The sequence below is a fragment of the Pseudomonas sp. PAGU 2196 genome, assembly GCF_022179005.1.
In the GTDB taxonomy this organism is placed as follows: domain Bacteria; phylum Pseudomonadota; class Gammaproteobacteria; order Pseudomonadales; family Pseudomonadaceae; genus Aquipseudomonas; species Aquipseudomonas kermanshahensis.
On sequence record NZ_BNTL01000030.1, the window covers coordinates 107,909 to 131,223 of the forward strand.

Consider the following 23,315-nt stretch of genomic DNA (forward strand, 5'->3'; position numbering starts at 1 on the left):
TCTTGTTCAGCATTTGCGCTGGGCAAAGGCGTTACCCTGGCCCTAAAGCGTGAAGCCAAAAAGCCATCACTCACCTCAAGACACTTGCACTAGAGCCTTCACCAGCCTCTATCAATGCTGTCGATTGTTACCATTATCCTTATGAACTTTTCTCTGGCGTTCCCGGGCGTAGCATTGGCTCCGTACCCACTTTCCAGCCCCCCAGAGGAGCACCGAAATCATGAAACGCCACCTGCTGACCCTGACCTTGTCCCTGCTTGCTGCCAACGCGTTCGCCCTGCCGGCCGCTGAACAGCACCTGACCGCCGAATCGCGTTCCAGCGCCGCAGAAATCGCCCAGCCTCTGAAAACCGTTGCCGAAGGCGGTTCGGATCGCTTGATCGAACGCACTGGCCGTGTAGCCGAAGGTGGCTCCGATCGCCTGATCGAACGCACTGGCCGCGTAGCCGAAGGTGGCTCCGACCGCCTGATCGAACGCACTGGCCGGGTTGCCGAAGGTGGCTCTGATCGCCTGATCGAGCGTGCTGGCCAAGTCGCCGAAGGCGGTGCCGACCGTTTGATCGAACGCAGTGGCCGCGTAGCTGAAGGTGGCTCGGATCGCCTGGTTGAACTCAGCCGTGTGAGCTGATCGCCATGGCCGAAAAGAACAACCTGCAGCACATTGCCTGCTCACCTCCAAGCCCGGTCCATTGACCGGGCTTCGTTTTTTTAACTAGAGTGCCCAGCCTCGACCGACACAGAATCCTGCCCCCATGCTGCCGCGCGCCGAACAGAAGCTACAGACCCGCCAGGCCCTGCTCGATGCCGCCTGCCAGCTCATGGAGAGTGGCCGTGGTTTCGGCAGCATCAGCTTGCGCGAAGTGGCGAAAACGGCGGGGATCGTACCGACCGGTTTCTACCGGCATTTCCCCGACATGGACGCACTGGGCCTGGCCTTGGTGGCCGAGGTCGATACCACCTTCCGCCAGACCATCCGCCTGGTGCGCCAGAACGAATTCGAGTTTGGTGGCATTACCGACGCCTCGGTACGCATCTTCCTCGACGTGGTCGCCGCCCACCGCGCCCAGTTCCTGTTCCTGGCCCGTGAGCAATACGGGGGCTCGCAGGCGGTCCGCCAGGCGATTGCCCGCCTGCGCCAGGACATCAGCGACGACCTGGCCACCGACCTGGCGCGCATGAAGCGCTGGCAGCACCTGGACGCTGCGGCACTGGCGGTAATGGCCGACCTGGTGGTGAAGACCGTATTCGCCACCCTGCCGGAGCTGATCGACAGCCCCGACGCGGGTTATCCACAGGCCCTGACCGCGCAGGAAAAGATCACCCAGCAGCTGCGCTTCATCTTCGTCGGCGCACGCCATTGGCAAGGCTTGGGTAACCCGAGCTGATCTGTTGGCTACACGGGCCTCTTCGCGGGCNNGCCCGCGAAGAGGCCCGTGTAAACAACCCAAAACCCCAGTTCTGCTACCATGGCGCACTGCCCGATTGTGACGAGCGCTTTCATGTCCGACCCCCGCCCCACTCCGCCCGAACTGGCCCGTTTCAACCAGCACTTTGCCGAGCGTATCGTGCCGCTGTGGCAAGGCCCGGGCTGGAACGACGAAATGGCCCTGCCCTTCGAAGCCCTGGACGCCCAGCACCGGCCATTGCCCGTGCAACGCTACCGGGCGATGGCCTGCGCTCGCCAACTGTACCTGTTCAGCAGCCGCATCGAGCAACCCGGCGCGGCAGCGCGAGCGGCGGCGTTGTTCCGTTCGTTGCAGCGGCACTTTCACGATGCCGAGCACGGTGGCTGGTTCTACAGTGTCGATGCCGAAGGCAAGCCGCTGGACCGCCGCAAAGACCTCTACACCCATGCGTTCATCGTGTTTGCCTGCGCCCATTACTGGGGCAAGGTTCGCGAGAGCCTGGTGGAGTCTGCACTGAACGCTGCGCTGGAAATCGTCAGCGAGCAGTTCGCCCGCGACGACGGCCTGTACGAGGCCAGCCTGGGTGAAGACTGGTCCGACCTGGGCAGCGGCCCGCTGCAGAATCCGCAGATGCACCTGGCCGAAGCGTTCCTGCAGGTGCTTGCCGTGCGTGAGGATGAAGGCGTGCAGCAGGCCCTGCTGCACCTGTGCGAGGCCCTGCAGGCGCAGTTCATCGAACCGCAGCATGGCCTGATGCTGGAAAAGCCAAACGGCGCTGTGGATAACTGGTTCGAACCGGGTCATCAGTTCGAGTGGTTTTACCTGCTCGATACCTCGCCCCTGCTACGTGGCACGCCACTGCATGGCTCCATTGCCCGCGCCTTCGAATACGCCGAGCAGTACGGGGTTAAAGATTCGGCCGTGCTGGCGATGCTCGCGGTGGACGGCAAGGTGCTCGATGCCACCCAGCGGATCTGGGCCCAGGCGGAGTACCTGCGGGCGCTAGCGTTGCGATCAGGGAATGAGGCGAAACTGGCTGCGCAATTGCAGGCGATGGAGCAGCGGTTCCTGCATGACGGCGGCTGGTATGAGTGCCGAGATGGCGAGGGTGCGGTTAGCCGGCATGACATGCCTTCGACTACGCCTTATCACTTGGCGACTTGCCTGGAAGGCCTGCAGCGCCTGAGCTGACGTATTCGCGGGACAAGCCCGCTCCACAGGATTACCGCTTTACTCAACTGAGCGGGAATCTGTGGGAGCGGGCTTGCCCCGCGAAGAGCCCTTGGGATTAACCTTTGACCGACCGATCGATCAAGAACCCCGCCCAGTCCTCCCATAGGATTACCGCTGTACTCAACTGAGCGGGAAATCTGTGGGAGCGGGCTTGCCCCGCGAAGAGGCCTTGGGATTAACCTTTGACCGACCGATCGATCGAGAACCCCGCCCAGTCCTGGCTCACTGGCATCAGCTCCAGGCTGTTGATGTTGATGTGCGCCGGCTGGTTGAGAATCCAGAAGATGGTCTCGGCAATATCCTGCGGCTGGATCGGCTCGGCACCTGCGTAGGTGGCGTCGTACTTGGCCTGGTCGCCACCGAAACGCACCAGCGAGAACTCGCTCTCGCACAGCCCCGGCTCGATATTGCTGACGCGCACGCCCGTGCCGCGCAGGTCGCAACGCAGGCTCAGCGAGAACTGCCCGACGAACGCCTTGGTGCCGCCATACACGTTGCTGCCCGGGTAGGGGTAATTGCCCGCCACCGAGCCGACGTTGAGGATCGACGCACCACGCCCGTGGGCGATCAACCGGGGCAGCAGCAGGCGCGTGGTGTACATCAGGCCCTTGATGTTGGTGTCGACCATGGTTTCCCAGTCGTCCAGGCTGCAGTTCTGCGCCGCATCCACGCCCAGCGCCAGGCCAGCGTTGTTGACCAGGCCACGCAGTTTATCGAACCCAGGCGGCAGGTTACCGATGGCCGCCTCCATGGCTTTGCGGTCGCGCACATCGAGCACCAGCCCGTGCACCTCGGTCTGGGCCGACAGTTCTGCGCACAGTGCATCCAGGCGCTCCTTGCGGCGACCGGTGAGGATCAGCTTCCAGCCGGCCTGTGCAAAACGTCGGGCGGTGGCCTCGCCGAAACCGGAAGTCGCGCCAGTGATGAATACGGTGGACGTCATGCTGTGTTCCTCGCTGTGGATTATTTTCGGCAGGGTTTGCAGCATGCCTTCGTACCACGCAGTCAGCAAGCCATTGAAGCCATTGATCAAAAAATGATCATACCTGCCAAAGCCGCGTAGCAGAGGGCTTCGCGCCAGCTATGCGCACGTTATCCACAAGGCTTTCCCCACGGATTGGGGGCAACTTGTCGAGGTCGCGGAACCCTTTCAGCGATCCAAGGTCGGTGGATATCTCTGAGGTGATGGCGCAAGGCTTTCAACCATGCCGCTTGCAGCGGTCTGTCCAAGGTTTTTGCACAGACTTACCCACAGGTTTTACAAGGTGTCGAACACAGCAGCCTGTGAGTAAAAAACCGTGAAAAATCATCCACAAGGGCAAAGCGATCAAAAAATGATCAACACCCTACAAGGCATGAAAACAAAGGGCTGTAGCGAGGTGCACCCATGTTTTCCACAGGCGGCTCCACATTATCCGTGGGTAAAACAAGGCTGTGGAAACAATGGCTTGCGAACGGTTTTTGGAGAGACTGAAGAAGGGTGTGCGACAAGTTGTCCACATTCGGCTTGAAGCACTGGGGCCGCTAGGCGGCCCCAGTGTTATCACTCAGTGCCCGCCCAAATAGGCGCTGCGCACTTCCTCGTTCACCAACAACTCCTGGCCGGTGCCCGTCATGCGGATCTGCCCGTTGACCATCACATACGCCCGGTCCGACAACTTCAGCGCATGGTTGGCATTCTGCTCAACGAGGAAGATGGTCATCCCAGTCTTGGCCAACTCACGCAAGGTGGAGAAGATCTGCTTGACCACGATCGGCGCCAGCCCCAGCGAGGGCTCATCGAGCAGCAACAGCTTCGGCCGGCTCATCAGCGCGCGGGCGATGGCGAGCATCTGCTGCTCGCCCCCCGACATGGTCATGGCCCGCTGGGTGCGCCGCTCCTTCAGCCGCGGGAACAGCTCGTACATCCGCTCCATGTCCTCCTTGGCGTATTTATCGCCAATCGGGATGGTGCCCATCATCAGGTTTTCCTCGACGGTCATGTCGGGGAACACCCGCCGCCCCTCAGGTGACTGCGCAATACCGTTGGAAGCGATGTAGTGCGACGACTTGCGGGTGATGTCTGTCCCCCGGTAAACGATGTGCCCCGAAGACGCGCGCGGCTGGCCGAAAATCGACATCAGCAAGGTCGACTTGCCGGCACCGTTGGCACCGATCAGGCTCACCGTCTCGCCTTCGTTGATGTGCATCGACACCTTCTTCAGGGCCTGGATCGGCCCGTAGAACACATCCAGCTCCTTCAGCTCGAGAATGGGTGCACTCATACCAGTTCCTCTTCGTCTGCACCCAGGTAGGCGGCAATCACCGTCGGGTTGTTGCGGATTTCCTGTGGCGCGCCTTCGGCGATCACGTTGCCATGGTCAAGCACGACGATATGGTCGGAAATGCTCATGACCATGCCCATGTCGTGCTCGATCAGCACCACGGTGATGTCGTGCTCGTCACGCAGCACGCGGATCATGCCACTGAGCGCCTCGGTTTCCTGCGGGTTGAGGCCGGCAGCCGGTTCGTCCAGGCAGATGATCTTCGGCCGCGTGCACATGGCCCGGGCGATTTCCAGGCGACGCTGCTGGCCATAAGACAACTCACCGGCCAAGCGGTTGGCGCAATCGACCAGGTCGACCACCTCCAGCCAATAGAACGCATGGTCGAGGGCATCGCTCTCGGCCTTGCGGTAGGCCTTGGTGTTGAGCACGCCGGCCAGCAGGTTGCGGTTGACCCACATGTGCTGGGCCACCAACAGGTTCTCCACCACCGACATTTCCTTGAACAGGCGAATGTTCTGGAAGGTCCGGGCGAGGCCGGCGCGGTTCACCAGGTGGGTGCCGCCGAACATCTTGTAGTACAGGCGGTTGGCAAAGCGCGCGGGCGAAACGAAGTCCGTCGCCTGGAAGCGCTCGCCGAGCAACTGGATGACGTTGGTCTGGCTGCCGCGCACGTTCAGTTCGATACGCCCGCCGCTGGCTTTGTAGAAGCCGGTCAGGCAGTTGAACACCGTGGTCTTGCCCGCACCGTTGGGGCCGATCAGCGCGAAGATCTGGTTGCGCCGGACCTTGAGGCTCACGTCACTCAGCGCCTTGATGCCGCCAAACTGCATCATCAGGTTGTCGACCGACAGAATGATATCGTCGTTCATGGCGCCACTCCTTTACGCGGGACCACACCGGTACGGCTGATGCGGATCAGCCCACGCGGTCGCCAGATCATCATCAACACCATCAATACGCCAAACAGCAGCACGCGGTATTCGGAGAAGCTGCGCAGCAGCTCTGGCGCCACGGTCAGCACAAACGCTGCGATCACTACACCGACGGTCGAGCCCATGCCACCCAACACGACGATGGCGAGGATCAGCGCCGACTCGAAGAAGGTGAACGACGACGGGTTGACGAAGCCCTGGTATGTGGCGAAGAACACGCCCGCCAGGCCCGCGGTGGAAGCCCCCAGGGTGAACGCCGAAAGCTTGACCAGCACGTGGTTCAGGCCCATCGAGCGGCAGGCGATCTCGTCTTCACGCAGGGCTTCCCAGGCGCGGCCGACCGGCATGCGGGTCAACCGGTGCTTGATGTACAGCACTGCCAGCACCACCAGGAACAGCACGGCGTAGATGAACACGAACTTCAGGTTGGCGTTGTAATCGATGCCAAGAAACTCATGGATCGGCACCCCACCGTCCTTGGCCCGACGGCCGAATTCCAGGCCAAAGAAGGTCGGCGAAGGCGCCGGCATGCCGTTCGGGCCACCGGTGAACGACAGCCAGTTGTTCAGCACCAGGCGGATGATCTCGCCAAAGCCCAGGGTCACGATCGCCAGGTAGTCACCGTGCATGCGTAACACCGGGAAGCCGAGTATGCACCCCGCCAGCGCCGCCGCGATGGCCGCCAGCGGCAGCACGCTCCAGAAGCCCAGGCCCAGGTACTGGTAGCCCAACGCCAGGCCGTAGGCGCCGATGGCGTAGAACGCCACGTAACCCAGGTCGAGCAGGCCCGCCAGGCCGACCACGATGTTCAGGCCAAGGCCCAGCAACACATAGATCAGGCCGAGGATGACCACGGTCAGCAGGTACTTGTTGGCGAAGATTGGGAAGACGATGGCAATCACCACCAGCGCCGGGATGATGTAGCGCAGCCGCGACTTGTAGTCCGGCGCGTTCACATGCACGCCCGAGCCACCATTGTCGAAGCCTTGGAGCATGCGGCGCCCGGCGCCCGTCTGCAGGTACAGGCTGAGCAGGAAGCGCCCGACCATCACCCCGCCAACCAGCCACGCCACGCGGCGGGGTTCGGCATTGAAGCTGTAGCCGTCGAGCACCACGCCGACAACTGGACCAAAGACAATGAGCGCCAGCAGGCCGGCGACGAAGGTCTCCAGCAGGCTGCGTTTGAGGTCGAAACCATTGGTTTCGGAAACAGGGGCAGTTTTGGCAGTGGACATGTTCACACCTTAGCCACGAGCGGGCGACCCAGCAGGCCTTGGGGACGGAAGATGAGGATCATCACCAGCAGCGAGAAGCTGAATACGTCCTTGTAGTCGGAGTTGATCAGGCCAGAGAACAGCGACTCGGAGATGCCGAGGATGATGCCGCCGAGCATGGCCCCCGGTAGCGAGCCGATGCCGCCCAATACCGCCGCCGTGAACGCCTTGATGCCGATGATGAAGCCGGCATAGAAGTCGAAGGTGCCGTAGTTCATGGTGATCAGCACACCCGCCAGTGCGGCCATGACTGCACCGATGACGAATACGTAGGAAATCACCCGATCGGTGTTGATGCCCAGGATCGAGGCCATCTTGCGATCTTGCTGCGTGGCGCGGCACATGCGGCCGAGCTTGGTGTACTTGATCACATAGGTAAGCAGGCCCATGCCGACGAATGCGGCAATCAGGATGAAGATCTTGGTGTAGGTCAATTGCACGAAGCCGGTGCCGACTTCTACCCGCAAGGCGCCTTCAAGCAGGGTTGGCACGCCTTGCTGGCGGGCGCCCTGGCTGATTTGTGCATAGTTTTGCAGGATCAGCGAGATACCGATGGCACTGATCAGCGGTGCCAGACGGGTGGAGTTGCGCAGGGGTTTGTAGGCGATGCGTTCGATGGTGAAGCCATAGACGCCCGTGACGACGACGGTGAACAACAGCGTGCCCAGCATCAGAAGCGGGAACGATTCGACGCCGAAATAGGCCAGCAATGCCAGGCTGATTGCCGCGAGGTACGCGGAAATCATATACACCTCGCCGTGCGCGAAGTTGATCATGCCGATGATGCCATAGACCATTGTGTAGCCGATGGCGATCAGGCCATAGACCGACCCGAGGGTCAGGCCGTTGACCAGTTGCTGCAGAAAAATACCATCCATAACGCAATCTCACCTGATTGAGATTGCACGAGCGCCTACCACGGCGGGCCCTGAATGCAGCGGCCCTCGCAGCGCAGAACTGTGCAGATCTACGGATAAAGACAGGTACCGCGGGGCTGCAGCCCGGGGCAGTGAGCACCCGGGCCGGTAGCCGTTATTATTTTTGTTTTTCCAGCTGGTGGTATTTACCGTCTTTGTCCCACTGGTAGACCACGTAGTCGGAGACGGTCAGGTCGCCCTTGCTGTCCCACTTCTTCTCGCCCATGACGGTCTTGACCGGGTTGGCCTTGAGCCATTTGGCGGCGTCTTCGCCTTTGTTCGACTTGGCGCCGTTGAACGCGGCGGCAAGCGCCTGCAACGAGGCATAGGCGTACAGGGTGTAGCCTTCAGGCTCGGTACCGTTCTTGCGGAACTCTTCCACCACGGCCTTGCTGTCCGGCAGCAGGCGCGGGTCGGCGCCGAAGGTCATGTACACGCCATCGACGTACTGTGCACCACCCGCCGTGGACACCAGTTCGTCGGTGACGATGCCATCATCGGACATGAACTTGACGTCTTTCAGGCCTTGCTCACGCAGCTGGCGTACCAGTGGGCCGGCCTCTGGGTGCAGGCCACCGAAATAGACCACGTCGGCGCCGGTTGAGCGGATCTTGGTGACCACGGCGCTGAAGTCTTTCTCGCCGCGGGTCAGGCCTTCGTACAGCACAGGTTTCACGCCACGCTTCTCGAGCTGCGCCTTGGTGGCATCGGCCAGGCCTTGGCCGTAGGTGTCTTTGTCGTGCAGCACGGCCACCTTCTTGCCTTTGAGCACATCGACGATGTAGTCACCGGCAACGATGCCCTGCTGGTCGTCACGGCCACACATGCGGAACATGGCGGAAAGGCCGCGCTCGGTCACCTGCGGGTTGGTCGAGCCTGGGGTGATGGCGATCACACCGGCTTCGTCGTACACCTCGGAAGCAGGGATGGTGTTGGAGGAGCAGAAGTGGCCGACCACGCCTGCCACTTTGTCCTGGTCGACCAGGCGGTTGGCCACGGCCACGGCTTGCTTCGGTTCGCAGGCGTCATCGCCTTTCACCAGGACGATCTTCTCGCCGTTGACCCCACCTTCGGCGTTGATCTTGTCGGCTGCCGCCTGGGCACCTTTCATGTACTGCTCGCCAAACGCTGCGTTGGCACCGGTCATCGGGCCTGCGACGCCGATCTTGATGTCGGCCTGAACATACGAAGAAATACCCAGTGCCGTAGCGACGGCCAGAGCCAGGAAACCTTTCTTGTAAAACGTCTGCGACATGAGGTGGTGCTCCTAGAGTTTTTTTTGGTTGGCACTACAACTTCTCAACCCTGTGCTCAGAGCAAGGGCCGTGCCATTGGTTTTGTATTCCGGGAAATCACACAGCAAGGGTGGCTGGCAGGCGACCGACGGCCTTTTCTTTATTGAGCGTGCAACCGTCTGCCGCGCGGCAGGCGCCACCACACGTACAGACAAGGAGCAACCGTGGAGTGCCATCATTGCAACCCTGGCAAGTGTTTACGTGCAACCGCCCTGTAACAGCCGACGTCACCGAAGTGCACACCACTGGTGCGCGACTGCTACAGGCAGCACTGTTTCAAGGCTAGCGGGTGCACGGAAAAACACCTCTGTTTTGGCCGTTATGCCGGCTAGATGGGAGCGGGCTTGCCCGCGAATGGGCCGCAGCAGAAACATGAAAATGCAAAAGGCTGGCACAATGGCCGCCATTCGCCGCTTCCGGAGCCACCCTTGATGAGCGAGAGCGCATTCGCCGAGCGCATCGTGCACAACCTGCTCGACACCGACTTCTACAAACTCACCATGATGCAGGGTGTGCTGCACAACTACCCGGACGCCGACGTGGAATGGGAGTTTCGCTGCCGCAACGGCGAAGACCTGCGCCCCTACCTCGGCGAGATCCGCAACCAGCTCGAACTGTTAAGCGACCTGACCCTGGATGAAGGCCAACTGGGCTTTCTGGAACGTATCAGCTTTCTCAAGCCAGACTTCCTGCGGTTTCTGCGCCTGTTCCGCTTCAACCTGCGCTACGTGCGCATCGGCATCGAAAACGATCAACTGTTCCTACGCCTGCGTGGCCCGTGGCTGCACGTGATCCTGTTTGAAGTGCCCTTGTTGGCCATCATCAGCGAAGTGCGCAACCGCCACCTGCACCCGCACATGCGCCTGGCCGAAGCCCGTGACCAGCTGTACCGCAAGTTCGACTGGCTGCACGCGCATGCCAGTGACGATGAGCTGGCCGACCTGCAAGTGGCCGATTTCGGCACCCGCCGGCGGTTTTCCAGCCGTGTTCAGGAAGAGGTGGTACGGGTACTGCGTGATGACTTCCCGGCCCGTTTCGTGGGCACCAGCAACGTCGACCTGGCATGGAAACTGGATATCAAGCCGCTGGGGACCATGGCCCACGAATGGATCATGGCTCACCAACAGCTCGGCCCGCGCTTGATCGACAGCCAGAGCGCCGCGCTGGACTGCTGGGTACGCGAGTACCGCGGCCTGCTGGGCATCGCCCTGACCGACTGCATCACCATGGACGCCTTCCTAGGCGATTTCGACCTGTACTTCGCCAAGCTGTTCGACGGCCTGCGCCACGACTCGGGCGAGCCAGTGGCCTGGGCGGAAAAGGCCATCGTCCATTACCAGAAGCTGGGTATCGACCCGATGACCAAAACCCTGGTGTTTTCCGACGGCCTCAACCTGACCCGTTCGCTGGAAATCTTCCGTGCCCTGCGCGGCCGCATCAATGTCAGTTTCGGCATCGGCACCAACCTGACCTGCGACATACCGGGTGTGGCGCCGATGAACATCGTGCTTAAAATGACCGACTGCAATGGCTCGCCGGTGGCGAAAATCTCTGACGAGGCGGCCAAGACCCAGTGCCGCGACGAGAACTTCGTTGCCTACATGCGCCACGTTTTCAAAATCCCCAGCAAGGAGTAACCCATGCAAGCCGTTCAGCGAGAGATTGCCCAAGCGCTCAAGGTGCAGCCACCGTTCGCCGATGCCGCCGCGCTCGACAACGAAGTGGCTCGGCGCGTGGCGTTCATCAAGGAGTGCCTGGCCAATGCCCGGCTCAAGACGCTGGTACTGGGCATCAGTGGCGGTGTCGACTCACTGACCGCTGCCCTGCTTGCCCAGCGCGCGATCAACGAGCTGCGTGCCGAAACCGGCGATAAGGCCTACACCTTCATTGCCGTGCGCTTGCCCTATCAGGTGCAGCATGACGAGCATGACGCCCAAGCGTGCCTTGACGTGATCAAGGCCGATGAAGTGCACACCGTCGACATTGCCCCAGCAGTGAAGGCGTTGGCAGCTGAGGTGGTGGAGCTGAAAAACGGCTCGCCAACATTGGTGGACTTCGTTGTCGGCAACGTCAAGGCACGTACCCGCATGGTCGCCCAATACACCATCGCCGGCGCCCGTGCAGGCCTGGTGATCGGCACTGACCATGCCGCCGAAGCGGTGATGGGTTTCTTTACCAAGTTTGGTGATGGTGCCTGCGACCTGGCCCCGCTGAGCGGGCTGGTGAAAAACCAGGTACGGGCCATTGCGCGCCGCTTTGGTGCGCCGGAATCGCTGGTGGAGAAGGTACCGACAGCCGACCTGGAAGACCTTGAGCCGGGCAAGCCGGACGAGGCGTCACATGGCGTGACGTATCAGCAGATCGATGCGTTCCTGCAGGGGCAGCCGGTTGATCAGGCAGCGTTCGACATCATCGTTGCGACCTACCGCAAGACCCAGCACAAGCGCGAACTGCCGTTCGCGCCTTGAGGGCCTGGGGCCGCTTTGCGGCCCATTCGCAGCGCAAGGCTGCTCCTACAGACGCTTGCATTCCCCTGTAGGAGCAGCCTTGCGCTGCGAATGGAGGGCAAAGCCCTCCCGTTACTCAATTACTTGACGACAACCTTGCCCTTCATCATCGAGATGTGGCCCGGGAAGGTGCAGAAGAAGCTGTAGTCGCCACCGGCTTCAAGCTTGGACGTGTCGAACTTCACTTCGGTTTCTTTCTCCGGCGCACCGATCATCGCGGTGTGGGCGATGATGTTGGCGTTGTCTTCTTTCAGGTAGCCCTTTTCGATGCCCTGGCTCATGCCTTCAGTGGCAATACCCTGCATGTCAGCAGTCTTGCTGATCACCAGGTTATGGCCCATGACGTTCTTCGGCAGGTTGCCGGAGTGGGTCAGTTTGACGGTGAACTCCTTGCAGCTCTTGTCGACGGTGAATTCCTTGGTGGTATAGGACATCTGGTCCGTCGATTCGACAGTCACCGAGCATTCGGCTGCGAAGACAGAGGCGCTGGCGAGGGTCAGCAGGGATACCGCTACAGCTTTCGCAAACATCATGAATCTCCTTGGCAGGGTTTTATCAATTGCGAGACTGCCTGAAACCGTTCAGCCCCTATCTGATATGGGTCAAGGGGGTGTCAAGTGGCCAGCCAGTAGAATTGTTCAATGGATTGTATACAACCAATCTAAGGGCACATCATGCCCTTTTATTGGAGGATGGGACAACCTCTCATTTAGGAGCAATACCAAATGCGCATTTCCAGCTTCATGAACAGCCTGCTTGCCGCCTATGCCCAGGGTGCCACAGGTGCCATCTGCGAATTCTCCCGGCCGGAATGACACCGGCCTTGGAACTGCCAGGCATGCGCCGTACCCTATCATCCTGAGTGATTGGAGATGAGCAATGCTTGTACGTTCCGTGTGTGTCTTCTGCGGCGCCAGCATCGGCGCCAACCCTGCTTACCGTGAAGCGGCCGTCGCCCTGGGCCAGGCCATCGCCCGGCGCGGCCTGACCCTGGTTTATGGTGGCGGCGCTGTCGGCTTGATGGGCATCGTGGCCGATGCTGCCATGGCTGCGGGCGGCGAAGTGGTCGGGATTATCCCGCAAAGCCTGCTGGACGCCGAGGTGGGCCACAAGGGCCTGAGCCGCCTGGAGGTGGTCGATGGCATGCACGCGCGCAAGGCGCGCATGGCCGAACTAAGCGATGCCTTCATCGCGCTGCCGGGTGGGCTGGGTACGCTGGAGGAGTTGTTCGAGGTGTGGACCTGGGGGCAACTGGGCTATCACGCCAAGCCGCTGGGCCTGCTCGATGTGAATGGCTTTTATGAAAAGCTGGGCGGGTTCCTTGACCATATCGTCGAGGAAGGTTTCGTGCGGCCGCAGCATCGGGCGATGTTGCTGCTGGGGCAGCAGGCGGATGCGTTGCTGGACGGGATGAATGAATTCGTCGCGCCGGTAGCACCGAAGTGGGTCGACAGGAAGCCTGATTGAAATTGAGATTTTGGGGCTGCTTTGCAGCCCATCGCAGGCAAGCCAGCTCCTACAGATACCATGCAGCATTCAAGGCCTGCGCTGTACCTGTAGGAGCTGGCTTGCCTGCGATGGGCCGCAAAGCGGCCCCCTTCAAGCCTCAGCGCGGAATAACGGGCTGACGCGGCTTCTTACCCTTGCCGCCACCCTTGGCCGCTTCCTTGCGCTCTTTGGCCGCCTGCTGGTTGCGGGCAAATGCCTCGGCCTTGGCCTTCTCACGCTTGTCCCACGGTTTGCTGCCATCGCTACCACGCGGTGGCAGGCCGGTGTGCTGGGTCAGGATCTTCTGCTCCTTGCCCACCTTGTGGCTGCCAGCCGGCGTCGAGTTCTTGCGGCGGGCGCTCTGGTAGCTGTCGGACTGCGGCTGGTGCAGCGGAATCAGCTGGTGCTTGCCTGGCCCGATCAAATCGGCACGGCCCATGCGCTCCAGGGCCTCACGCAGCATCGGCCAGCCCTTCGGATCGTGATAACGCAAGAACGCCTTGTGCAGACGGCGCTGCTCCTCACTCTTGACGATCTCCACGCCTTCGCTTTTGTAGGTCACCTTGCGCAGCGGGTTCTTGCCCGAGTGGTACATGGCCGTGGCCGACGCCATGGGCGACGGGTAGAAGGCCTGCACCTGGTCGGCGCGGAAGCCGTTGCCCTTGAGCCACAGGGCCAGGTTCATCATGTCTTCGTCGGTGGTGCCTGGGTGCGCGGCGATGAAGTACGGGATCAGGTACTGCTCCTTGCCCGCCTCTTTCGAGAACTTCTCGAACATGCGCTTGAAGCGGTCATAAGTGCCGATGCCCGGCTTCATCATTTTGTCCAGCGGGCCACGCTCGGTGTGCTCCGGGGCAATCTTCAAGTAGCCGCCCACGTGGTGGGTGACCAGCTCCTTGACGTACTCCGGCGACTCGACCGCCAGGTCGTAACGCAGGCCCGAGGCGATCAGGATCTTCTTCACACCCGGCAAGGCACGCGCCTTGCGGTACAGCTCGATCAACGAGCTGTGGTCGGTGTTGAGGTTTTCACAGATACCCGGGAACACGCACGACGGCTTGCGGCAGTGCTTCTCGATCTCGTGGCTCTTGCAGGCGATGCGGTACATGTTGGCGGTCGGGCCGCCAAGGTCGGAAACCACGCCGGTGAAGCCCGGCACCTTGTCACGCATCTCCTCGATCTCGTGCAGGATCGATTCGTGGGAGCGGTTCTGGATGATCCGCCCTTCGTGCTCGGTGATCGAGCAGAAGGTGCAGCCACCGAAGCAGCCACGCATGATGTTCACCGAGAAGCGGATCATCTCGTACGCCGGGATGCGCTCTTTGCCATAGGCCGGGTGCGGAATACGCGCGTAGGGCATGCCAAACACGTAGTCCATTTCTTCGGTGGTCATGGGGATGGGTGGCGGGTTGAACCACACGTCCACTTCGCCGTGCTTCTGCACCAGGGCGCGGGCGTTGCCTGGGTTGGTTTCCAGGTGCAGCACGCGGTTGGCGTGGGCATACAGCACCGGGTCGTTACGCACCTTCTCGAACGACGGCAGGCGGATCACCGACTTGTCGCGGGTCATGCCCGGGCTGTCGAGAATCTGCACCACCTTGGCTTCGTTCGGGTCTTCCACGTCACCTTTGGCTTGCTCGATGGCACACGCCTGGGTGTCTTGGGTGTTGACGTAGGGGTTGATGATCTTATCGACGCGGCCAGGGCGGTCGATGCGGGTGGAGTCGATCTCGAACCAGCCCTGCGGCGTGTCACGGCGCACGAACGCTGTGCCGCGCACGTCGGTGATGTGTTCGATGCTCTCACCCTGGGACAGGCGCTGGGCGACTTCGACAATGGCCCGCTCGGCGTTGCCGTACAGCAGGATGTCGGCGCTGGCGTCGATCAGGATCGAATGGCGGACCTTGTCCTGCCAGTAATCATAATGGGCGATGCGGCGCAGCGAGGCCTCGATGCCACCGAGCACGATAGGCACGTGCTTGTAGGCTTCCTTGCAACGCTGGCTGTACACCAGGCTGGCGCGGTCAGGGCGCTTGCCGGCCATGCCGCCTGGGGTGTAGGCGTCGTCGGAACGGATCTTCTTGTCCGCGGTGTAGCGGTTGATCATCGAATCCATGTTGCCGGCCGCGACGCCGAAGAACAGGTTCGGCTCGCCCAGCTTCATGAAGTCGTCTTTGGACTGCCAGTTTGGCTGGGCGATGATGCCCACGCGGAAGCCCTGGGCTTCCAGCAGACGGCCGATGATGGCCATGCCGAACGACGCGTGGTCGACGTAGGCGTCCCCGGTCACGATGATGATGTCGCAGGAATCCCAGCCGAGCTGATCCATCTCCTCCCTGCTCATTGGCAGGAACGGTGCTGGCCCGAAGCATTCGGCCCAGTACTTGGGATAGTCGTAGAGTGGTTTGGCTGCTTGCATGTCAGTGACCGGTTCTGGTGTTCAGGGAAATCGCGGGCGCGGAATATAGCACAAATTTTGATCAAATCCGACGGCAGAGGTCGGATTCATCTGCAATACGCAAACCCTGCGTTTATTCGTCGTCGTCGAAGTTGTACATACCCGGCGCGAGGTTCTCGAAGCGGGTGTACTTGCCGATGAAGGCCAGGCGGATGAAGCCGATGGGGCCGTTACGCTGTTTACCGATGATGATCTCGGCAATGCCCTTGTGCTCGGTTTCCGGGTGATACACCTCGTCGCGGTAGACGAACATGATCACGTCGGCGTCCTGCTCGATTGCACCCGATTCACGCAAGTCGGAGTTCACCGGGCGCTTGTTCGGCCGCTGTTCCAGGGAGCGGTTCAGCTGCGACAGGGCGATGACCGGGCAGTTGAATTCCTTGGCCAGGGCCTTGAGCGAGCGGGAGATCTCGGAAATTTCGTTGGTCCGGTTGTCACCGGCAGAACCCGGGATCTGCATCAACTGCAGGTAGTCGACCATGATCATGCCAATTTCACCGTGCTCACGCGCCAGGCGACGGGTGCGCGCACGCATTTCCGACGGGCTGATGCCGGCGGTGTCGTCGATGAACAGCTTGCGGTCGTTGAGCAGGTTGACCGCCGAGGTCAGGCGCGGCCAGTCGTCGTCGTCCAGCTGGCCGGAACGGACCTTGGTCTGGTCGATGCGGCCGAGGGACGAGAGCATACGCATGATCAGCGACTCGCCTGGCATCTCGAGAGAGAACACCAGCACTGCCTTGTCGCTGCGCAGCACGGCGTTTTCCACCAGGTTCATGGCGAAGGTGGTCTTACCCATCGATGGACGGCCGGCGACGATGATCAGGTCGGCTGCCTGCAAGCCACTGGTCTTCTCGTCCAGGTCGGTATACCCGGTGGAGATACCCGTGATATCGCTGTCGGAGTTGAACAGCGTGTCGATCCGGTCGATGGCCTTGGTCAACAGCTCGTTGACCCCTACCGGGCCACCGGTCTTCGGCCGCGCCTCGGCGATCTGGAAGATCTGCCGCTCGGCGTCGTCGAGGATCTCTTCGGCGTTGCGCCCTTGCGGGTTGAACGCGTTGTCGGCGATGTCGGTGCTGATGCTGATCAGCTGACGCAATGTGGCCCGCTCGCGAATGATCGCGGCGTAGGCCTTGATGTTGGCCACCGACGGGGTGTTCTTGGCCAGCTCCGCCAGGTAGGCCAGGCCGCCGACTTGCGACGACACGCCCTCCTTGTCCAACTGCTCGTGCAACGTGACCACATCGAACGGATGGTTCAGGTCGACCAGCTTGTGGATGGCACGGAAGATCAGGCGGTGGTCATGCCGATAGAAATCGCCATCCGACACCTGATCCAGTACCCGCTCCCAGGCGTTGTTGTCCAGCATCAGGCCACCGAGCACAGCCTGTTCGGCCTCGATGGAATGCGGCGGCACCTTCAGGGATGCGGTTTGCAGGTCAAGCTGTTCGGAGGTGGTGATCTCGTTCATGGCCACGAATAAATTCTGGGGGACGAAAAAGACAAAGGGCACGGCCTGTGAAAGACAGGACCGTGCCCGATGTTAACCGGCTGGGCCGCGTGCGGCCAGCCAGTCAGCGCAGCTTAGGCAGCTACGACGACCACACGTACGGTGGCTTCAACGTCGCTGTGCAGGTGCACGGCTACGTCGTATTCGCCAACTTGACGGATGGTGCCGTTCGGCAGACGAACTTCAGCTTTGGCCACTTCAACGCCGGAGGCGGTCAGGGCGTCAGCGATGTCGTGGGTGCCGATCGAACCGAACAGCTTGCCTTCGTCGCCAGCGGTGGCAGTGATGGTCACTTCCAGCTCAGCCAGTTGGGCAGCGCGGCTTTCAGCCGACGATTTACGGTCAGCAGCTGCTTTTTCCAGCTCGGCGCGACGCTCTTCGAACGCAGCCAGGTTGGCGGCGTTGGCAACGGTGGCCTTGCCGAATGGCAGCAGGAAGTTACGGCCGTAACCAGCCTTAACTTTTACTTTGTCGCCCAGGTTGCCCAGGTTAGCGACTTTTTCCAGCAGGATCAGTTCCATTTGGTAAAACCTCTTAACTTTTAACCTTCACCGTTCGCGGAGTCATTCCCCTCAGGGGACTTGCGACCGCGAAAATCAATCAGGCTGTCGACAATGGCCAAAACCACGAGCAACGGATAAATCAGCTGCATGATCAGCGGCAGCGTCACGTACATGCCTACCAGCCAGAAACCGGCCAATCGGCCCTGTGCCACCAGCCCATGCATCAAGGCGATGCCGGCCAAGACGAGCACCAGGCTGGACGCAGAGGCCAGGACGATGAACTGCGGCCCGATGAACGGACCCAGCACCATCATGGCCACCAAAGCCAGCATGGTTACCCGCGGCAACTTCAGGGCGCGAAACTCGCGACCGAAGCCTCCAGGGTTGTACAACGCAGCCTGCCAATAACGCGCCAGCATCAAAGCCAGCACGCTGAACAGCTGCAGCATCACCGCCGTTGAAGCGACCAGCACAGGGCCGATCAGCTCACCGGGGATCACCGGCTTGCCTTCGATTTGTGGCAGGGCTTGTACAAGCGCCTTGGCCAACACCTCGAAGGTTTCACGCAGTACCGTGTCCAGGATGAGGCTGTAAACCAGCCCCAACACAACACTGAACATCAACACCCGGCTCCAGGAATGCCCGGCACGCAACAAGGCGGCCAGCCCCAGCGTCCCCAACAGCACCAGCAAGGTACTGGGGTCGCCAAAGGCCCAGATGGCCACCGCGGGCAAAAGCCCAAACGCGATGACCGTTGAAGCATCCTTGAACCCGCGCCGCAGAAGCACGAGGCTTCCGGCAGCGGCACTCAACCAGAACAACAGCGGTAACACTGCACTGATGACCACCACCAGGGTGGCCTGCACACGACCGCGCATGATGAAATCAGCTAACGCTCGCATGCTTATCCCTTACTGCTTGTCGACGACCCGGTCTCAGCGGCCGTGGCTGTCGGTGTAGGGCAGCAGGGCCAGGAAGCGGGCGCGCTTGATAGCGGTAGCCAGCTGACGCTGATAACGAGCTTTGGTACCGGTGATACGGCTTGGAACGATCTTGCCGGTTTCGGATACGTAAGCTTTCAGGGTGTTGAGATCTTTGAAGTCGATCTCTTTCACGTCTTCAGCAGTGAAGCGGCAGAATTTACGACGACGGAAGAAACGTGCCATGTAATAGGCTCCTCAAAAGGTCCGTGGATTACTCGTCAGCGTTATCGCTGGAGTCGCTGTCATTGCTGTCATCGCCTTCGGCGGAGTCAGCATGCTCAGGACGCTCACGACGCTCACGGCGCTCGCTGCGGTTCTCTTCTGCCTTCAGCATCTCGGACTGACCGGTTACGGCTTCGTCGCGACGGATGACCAGGTTACGGATCACGGCATCGTTGTAGCGGAAGTTGTCTTCCAGCTCGGCCAGGGCCTTGCCGGTGCACTCAACGTTCAGCATCACGTAGTGAGCCTTGTGAACATTGTTGATTGCGTAGGCCAGTTGACGACGGCCCCAGTCTTCCAGGCGGTGGATTTTGCCACCATCTTCTTCGATCAGCTTGGTGTAACGCTCAACCATGCCGCCAACTTGCTCGCTCTGGTCCGGGTGAACCAGAAAGATGATTTCGTAATGACGCATGAATGCTCCTTACGGGTTAGTAGTCTGCCAGAACGCTGGTCAGACAAGGAGTGAATGACACTGTATGTCTTGCCATGGAGGGGAGGCACATGAGCGCCTGCCAGCTCGGCAAGGGGCGCAATTGTAGAGAAGGCGGGGCGGACAAGCAAGGTAATTGGCGATTATTTGAACAGCCCGAAACACTTTAGCCTGCACTGGCCGCTTCGCGGGTAAACCCGCTCCTACAGGGATCTCAGCGAACCCTGCGGGAGCGGGTTTACCCGCGAAGAGGCCCGCGCAGGTGTGGATCAGCGCTTGGCTTGACGCTGGCGCACTGCCTCAAACAAGCAAACGCCGGTCGCCACCGAAACGTTCAGGCTGCTGACGCTACCGCCCATCGGCAACTTGACCAGGAAATCGCAATGCTCACGGGTCAGGCGGCGCATGCCTTTGCCTTCTGCCCCCATGATCATCACCAGCGGCCCGGTCAGGTCCTGTTGGTAGATTTCCTGCTCGGCCTCACCGGCCGTGCCGACCACCCACAGGCCACGCTGCTGAAGCTTTTCAAGCGTGCGCGCCAGGTTGGTCACGGCCACCAACGGAATCACTTCCGCAGCGCCGCAGGCGACCTTGCGCACCACCGGCGTCAGGGTCGCTGACTTGTCCTTGGGCACCACCACCGCCGTGGCGCCAGCGGCATCGGCGGTGCGCAGGCAGGCGCCGAGGTTGTGCGGGTCGGTGACGCCGTCCAGGACCAGAATCAGCGGTGGCGTTTCGGTGCGCTCGAGCAACTCCTCGAGCATCAATTCACCCCACACCTGGCTCGGGCTGACCTCGGCGACCACACCCTGGTGCACGCCTTCGACCCAGGCATCCAACTCGCGGCGCTCGGCCTGGCCGACCGCTACGCGGTTTTCTGCGGCCAGCTCCAGCAGCTTCTGCAGGCGCGGCTCACTGCGCCCTTCCGACAGCCAGATCTGCTTGACCCGCTTGGGGTGGTGCTGCAACAACGCCTGCACGGCGTGTACGCCGTAGATCTTTTCCAGCTGACTCATGACTTGCTCTTGCTCTTGCGGGGCGCACCGGACTTCGGCGGGCCTTTGCGATGCTTGGTCGGCTTGCCGGATGGCTTGCCACCCTTCTCCGACTTGCTGCCGGCACTGCTGCGAGCGTCGGTCATCAACGCCTTCTTCATCTCGCGGCTCTTGCGCACTTCAGCGTTGCGCTGCACGGCATCTTTAGGGAAGTAGGCCTCGGACGCCTCGCTTTTGCGGCTGCGCGGCTTGGGCGTGGCTTTCGCCTCGGTGGCCGGCTGCGGCTGCTCGGGCTTGCCGTCTGCGGACGCCGCGGCGCCACGCTGCTTGCGACCGATCGGCCCGCTGAGGGTCTTCTCGGAGACTTCGAAGTCGATCTTGCGCTCGTCCAGGTCGACGCGCATAACCTTGACTTCGATCGTGTCGCCCAAGCGGAAGCTGCGCCCGGTACGCTCGCCGGACAGGCGATGATGAACCGGGTCGAAGTGGTAGTAGTCGCCCGGCAGCGCACTGACGTGCACCAGGCCTTCCACGTAAATGTCCGTCAGCTCGACGAACAAGCCGAAACCGGTCACCGCGGTAATCACACCCGGGAAGGTCTCGCCCACACGGTCCTTCATGAACTCGCACTTGAGCCAGTTGACCACATCGCGCGTCGCCTCGTCGGCACGGCGTTCGGTCATCGAGCACTGCTCGCCGAGCTGCTCGAGGGTGTTCTCGTCGTACGGGTAGATGCGCGCCTTGGGAATGCTCATGGCGCCAGCACGCTTGACGTGCGGAGTATCCACTTTGGAGCGGATGATGCTGCGGATGGCACGGTGCACCAGCAGGTCCGGGTAACGACGGATCGGCGAGGTGAAGTGGGTGTAAGCCTCGTAATTCAGGCCGAAGTGGCCGTTGTTGTCGGTGCTGTACACCGCCTGGCTCAGCGAGCGCAGCATCACGGTCTGGATCAGGTGGAAGTCTGGGCGCTCGGAAATGCTCGCCAGCAGGGCCTGGTAATCCTTCGGCGACGGGTCCTTGCCTTTGTGCAGCGACAAGCCCAGTTCACCGAGGAAGGCGCGCAGTTTTTCCAGGCGCTCCGGCGGCGGGCCATCGTGCACGCGGTACAGGGCGGGCACGCCGTGCTTCTGCAGGAACTCGGCGGTGGCCACGTTGGCCGCCAGCATGCACTCCTCGATCAGCTTGTGGGCATCGTTGCGCACGGTCGGGCGGATCTCGGCGATCTTGCGTTGATCGCCAAAGATGATGCGGGTTTCTTGGGTCTCGAAGTCGATTGCGCCGCGGGTGTGGCGCGCGTCCAGCAGCACCTTGTAGAGCGCGTAGAGGCTCTTCAGGTCCGGCAGGACTTCCTTGTACTCCTCGCGCAGCGCCTTCCCTTCACGGGTGCGGGCATGCTCGAGCATGCTGCTGACCTTGTTGTAGGTCAGGCGGGCATGGGAGTGGATCACGCCTTCGTAGAACTGGTAGTCGACCATCTGGCCGGCTTTGTTGATGGTCATTTCACAGACCATGGCCAGGCGATCGACGTGCGGGTTCAGCGAACACAGGCCGTTGGAGAGCTCTTCGGGGAGCATCGGCACCACGCGCTCGGGGAAGTACACCGAGTTGCCACGCTGCTGGGCTTCGACGTCCAGGGCAGAACCCAGGCGCACGTAGCTGGAAACGTCGGCAATCGCCACGTACAGGCGCCAGCCACCGGAGAACAGGCGCAGCTTGCCCAGCGGCTCGCAATACACCGCATCGTCGAAGTCGCGGGCATCTTCGCCGTCAATGGTGACGAAAGGCAGGTGACGCAGGTCGATGCGCTTTTCCTTGTCCTTCTCTTCCACTTCGGAGCGGAACTTGCGCGCTTCCTTGACCACGTCATCGGGCCAGACGTGCGGGATGTCGTAGCTGCGCAGGGCAACGTCGATTTCCATGCCCGGCGCCATGTAGTTGCCGATCACTTCGATCACATCGCCTTGCGGCTGGAAGCGCGGGGTGGGCCAGTGCGTGATCTTGATCTCGACGAACTGGCCGATCTTGGCACCGCCATTGCGACCGGCGGTCACCAGCACTTCCTGCTGGATCTTCGGGTTGTCCGGCGTCACGTAGCCGATACCGCCCTCTTCGAAGTAACGCCCGACCACGCTTTCATGCGCGCGGGAGATGACCTCTACCAATACACCTTCACGGCGGCCACGGCGGTCGGTGCCGGATACACGCGCCAGGGCGCGGTCGCCATCGAATACCAGGCGCATTTGCGAAGGGCTGAGGAACAGGTCGTCGCTCTTGTCATCAGGGATGAGGAAGCCAAAACCGTCGCGGTGGCCGGAAATGCGGCCACAGATAAGGTCCAGCTTGTCTACCGGGGCATAGGTGCCACGCCGGGTATAGATAAGCTGGCCGTCGCGCTCCATGGCACGCAGGCGGCGGCGCAGGGCTTCAATCTGGTCTTCCTCGTACAGACCGAATTCTGCCGCCAGCTCCTCGCGGGCGGCCGGCTCGCCACGATCGGCAAGACGCTGGAGGATCAGCTCACGGCTGGGGATAGGGTTGTCGTATTTTTCCGCTTCGCGAGCGGCCTCGGGATCGAGGGATTGCCAATCGGCCATCAGAAGGGGTTCACCTTGGGGTATATAGATAGGAATTCTGGCATAGGCGTATTGAAACCGGAAATGACAGCCTTGGACAGCCCCCCGGCGATGAGCCGAGGAAGGTGTAATAGGGCTGAAGAATCAACAAGTTGAAATTTTTGAAATTTTTTTTGATCAGGGGGTTTACAGCCCTCAGGACCGTCCGTATAGTGCGCACCACAACGACGGACAGACGACGTTGTAGTTGAGATGAAACGCGATGTAAAGCATCATGTGACCTCGACGAAATGTGTGCCCAGGTGGCGGAATTGGT

At 61.3% G+C, this 23,315-nt stretch carries 21 protein-coding genes; 6 read left to right on the forward strand and 15 right to left on the reverse strand.

Annotated elements, in window-relative coordinates:
- Positions 1–220: 220 nt before the first annotated feature.
- From MFF34_RS23410 to MFF34_RS23420, 3 genes are all read left to right on the forward strand, one after another.
- Positions 221–628 carry a hypothetical protein gene (locus tag MFF34_RS23410; RefSeq protein ID WP_027592555.1) on the forward strand — a complete coding sequence of 136 codons (408 nt, stop codon included), beginning with the start codon at positions 221–223 and terminating at the stop codon, positions 626–628.
- A gap of 124 nt (positions 629–752) precedes the next feature.
- Positions 753–1,385: a TetR family transcriptional regulator gene (locus tag MFF34_RS23415; RefSeq protein ID WP_027592554.1), complete on the forward strand. Its 633-nt coding sequence runs from the start codon at positions 753–755 to the stop codon at positions 1,383–1,385.
- A 114-nt stretch (positions 1,386–1,499) separates the two neighbouring features.
- Entirely contained in the window at positions 1,500–2,597 is a 1,098-nt protein-coding gene (locus tag MFF34_RS23420; RefSeq protein WP_238216704.1) for an AGE family epimerase/isomerase, read from the forward strand.
- Positions 2,598–2,814: 217 nt separating this feature from the next.
- On the opposite strand, the gene MFF34_RS23425 is transcribed toward MFF34_RS23420, so the two are convergent.
- From MFF34_RS23425 to MFF34_RS23450, 6 genes are all read right to left on the reverse strand, one after another.
- On the reverse strand, positions 2,815–3,582 hold the full coding sequence (locus tag MFF34_RS23425) for an SDR family oxidoreductase (RefSeq protein WP_099430977.1): 768 nt from the start codon (positions 3,580–3,582) through the stop codon (positions 2,815–2,817).
- A 604-nt stretch (positions 3,583–4,186) separates the two neighbouring features.
- On the reverse strand, positions 4,187–4,903 hold the full coding sequence (locus tag MFF34_RS23430; protein ID WP_238216706.1) for an ABC transporter ATP-binding protein: 717 nt from the start codon (positions 4,901–4,903) through the stop codon (positions 4,187–4,189).
- Positions 4,900–5,775, reverse strand: a complete 876-nt coding sequence (locus tag MFF34_RS23435; RefSeq protein ID WP_027592550.1) for an ABC transporter ATP-binding protein — start codon at positions 5,773–5,775, stop codon at positions 4,900–4,902. The genes MFF34_RS23430 and MFF34_RS23435 overlap by 4 nt, the downstream gene beginning before the upstream one ends.
- On the reverse strand, positions 5,772–7,073 hold the full coding sequence (livM, locus tag MFF34_RS23440; RefSeq protein WP_099430571.1) for a high-affinity branched-chain amino acid ABC transporter permease LivM: 1,302 nt from the start codon (positions 7,071–7,073) through the stop codon (positions 5,772–5,774). The genes MFF34_RS23435 and livM overlap by 4 nt, the downstream gene beginning before the upstream one ends.
- A 2-nt stretch (positions 7,074–7,075) precedes the next feature.
- Positions 7,076–7,990 (reverse strand): branched-chain amino acid ABC transporter permease, encoded by a 915-nt coding sequence (locus MFF34_RS23445; protein ID WP_016489422.1) that lies wholly within the window; start codon positions 7,988–7,990, stop codon positions 7,076–7,078.
- Between the two features lie 157 nt (positions 7,991–8,147).
- Positions 8,148–9,284, reverse strand: coding sequence for a branched-chain amino acid ABC transporter substrate-binding protein (locus tag MFF34_RS23450; protein WP_027592548.1), 1,137 nt, complete (start codon positions 9,282–9,284; stop codon positions 8,148–8,150).
- Positions 9,285–9,755: 471 nt separating this feature from the next.
- On the opposite strand from MFF34_RS23450, the gene pncB reads away from it, so the two are divergent.
- Together pncB and nadE are read left to right on the forward strand one after the other, a co-directional pair.
- Positions 9,756–10,961, forward strand: a complete 1,206-nt coding sequence (pncB, locus tag MFF34_RS23455; RefSeq protein ID WP_238216708.1) for a nicotinate phosphoribosyltransferase — start codon at positions 9,756–9,758, stop codon at positions 10,959–10,961.
- A gap of 3 nt (positions 10,962–10,964) precedes the next feature.
- On the forward strand, positions 10,965–11,792 hold the full coding sequence (gene nadE / locus MFF34_RS23460) for an ammonia-dependent NAD(+) synthetase (RefSeq protein WP_186702388.1): 828 nt from the start codon (positions 10,965–10,967) through the stop codon (positions 11,790–11,792).
- 119 nt (positions 11,793–11,911) lie between these two features.
- Here the strand turns inward: nadE and azu are convergent, their stop codons facing one another.
- Entirely contained in the window at positions 11,912–12,361 is a 450-nt protein-coding gene (gene azu, locus MFF34_RS23465; RefSeq protein WP_043198099.1) for an azurin, read from the reverse strand.
- 349 nt (positions 12,362–12,710) lie between these two features.
- Here azu and MFF34_RS23470 point away from each other — a divergent pair, with 349 nt between their 5' ends.
- The gene (locus MFF34_RS23470) at positions 12,711–13,298 is read left to right on the forward strand and encodes a TIGR00730 family Rossman fold protein (RefSeq protein WP_238216710.1); all 588 of its coding nucleotides are present in this window, start codon (positions 12,711–12,713) and stop codon (positions 13,296–13,298) included.
- Between the two features lie 139 nt (positions 13,299–13,437).
- Here the strand turns inward: MFF34_RS23470 and MFF34_RS23475 are convergent, their stop codons facing one another.
- The 8 genes from MFF34_RS23475 to rnr all read right to left on the reverse strand — a co-directional run bounded on the left by MFF34_RS23475 (position 13,438) and on the right by rnr (position 23,020).
- Positions 13,438–15,738, reverse strand: coding sequence for a YgiQ family radical SAM protein (locus MFF34_RS23475; RefSeq protein WP_099455486.1), 2,301 nt, complete (start codon positions 15,736–15,738; stop codon positions 13,438–13,440).
- Between the two features lie 112 nt (positions 15,739–15,850).
- On the reverse strand, positions 15,851–17,248 hold the full coding sequence (gene dnaB, locus MFF34_RS23480) for a replicative DNA helicase (protein ID WP_027592542.1): 1,398 nt from the start codon (positions 17,246–17,248) through the stop codon (positions 15,851–15,853).
- A 113-nt stretch (positions 17,249–17,361) separates the two neighbouring features.
- On the reverse strand, positions 17,362–17,808 hold the full coding sequence (gene rplI / locus MFF34_RS23485; RefSeq protein ID WP_012316464.1) for a 50S ribosomal protein L9: 447 nt from the start codon (positions 17,806–17,808) through the stop codon (positions 17,362–17,364).
- Positions 17,809–17,828: 20 nt separating this feature from the next.
- Positions 17,829–18,692, reverse strand: coding sequence for a hypothetical protein (locus MFF34_RS23490; protein WP_085272312.1), 864 nt, complete (start codon positions 18,690–18,692; stop codon positions 17,829–17,831).
- A gap of 33 nt (positions 18,693–18,725) precedes the next feature.
- Positions 18,726–18,956: a 30S ribosomal protein S18 gene (gene rpsR, locus MFF34_RS23495; RefSeq protein WP_003249563.1), complete on the reverse strand. Its 231-nt coding sequence runs from the start codon at positions 18,954–18,956 to the stop codon at positions 18,726–18,728.
- Positions 18,957–18,984: 28 nt separating this feature from the next.
- A complete protein-coding gene (gene rpsF / locus MFF34_RS23500) occupies positions 18,985–19,410 on the reverse strand; it encodes a 30S ribosomal protein S6 (protein ID WP_003249557.1) in 426 nt (141 codons plus the stop codon).
- A 287-nt stretch (positions 19,411–19,697) separates the two neighbouring features.
- Positions 19,698–20,444 carry a 23S rRNA (guanosine(2251)-2'-O)-methyltransferase RlmB gene (gene rlmB, locus MFF34_RS23505; RefSeq protein ID WP_238216713.1) on the reverse strand — a complete coding sequence of 249 codons (747 nt, stop codon included), beginning with the start codon at positions 20,442–20,444 and terminating at the stop codon, positions 19,698–19,700.
- Positions 20,441–23,020 (reverse strand): ribonuclease R, encoded by a 2,580-nt coding sequence (rnr, locus tag MFF34_RS23510; RefSeq protein ID WP_085272311.1) that lies wholly within the window; start codon positions 23,018–23,020, stop codon positions 20,441–20,443. Before rnr ends, rlmB begins: the two co-directional genes overlap by 4 nt.
- Positions 23,021–23,315: the final 295 nt, after the last annotated feature.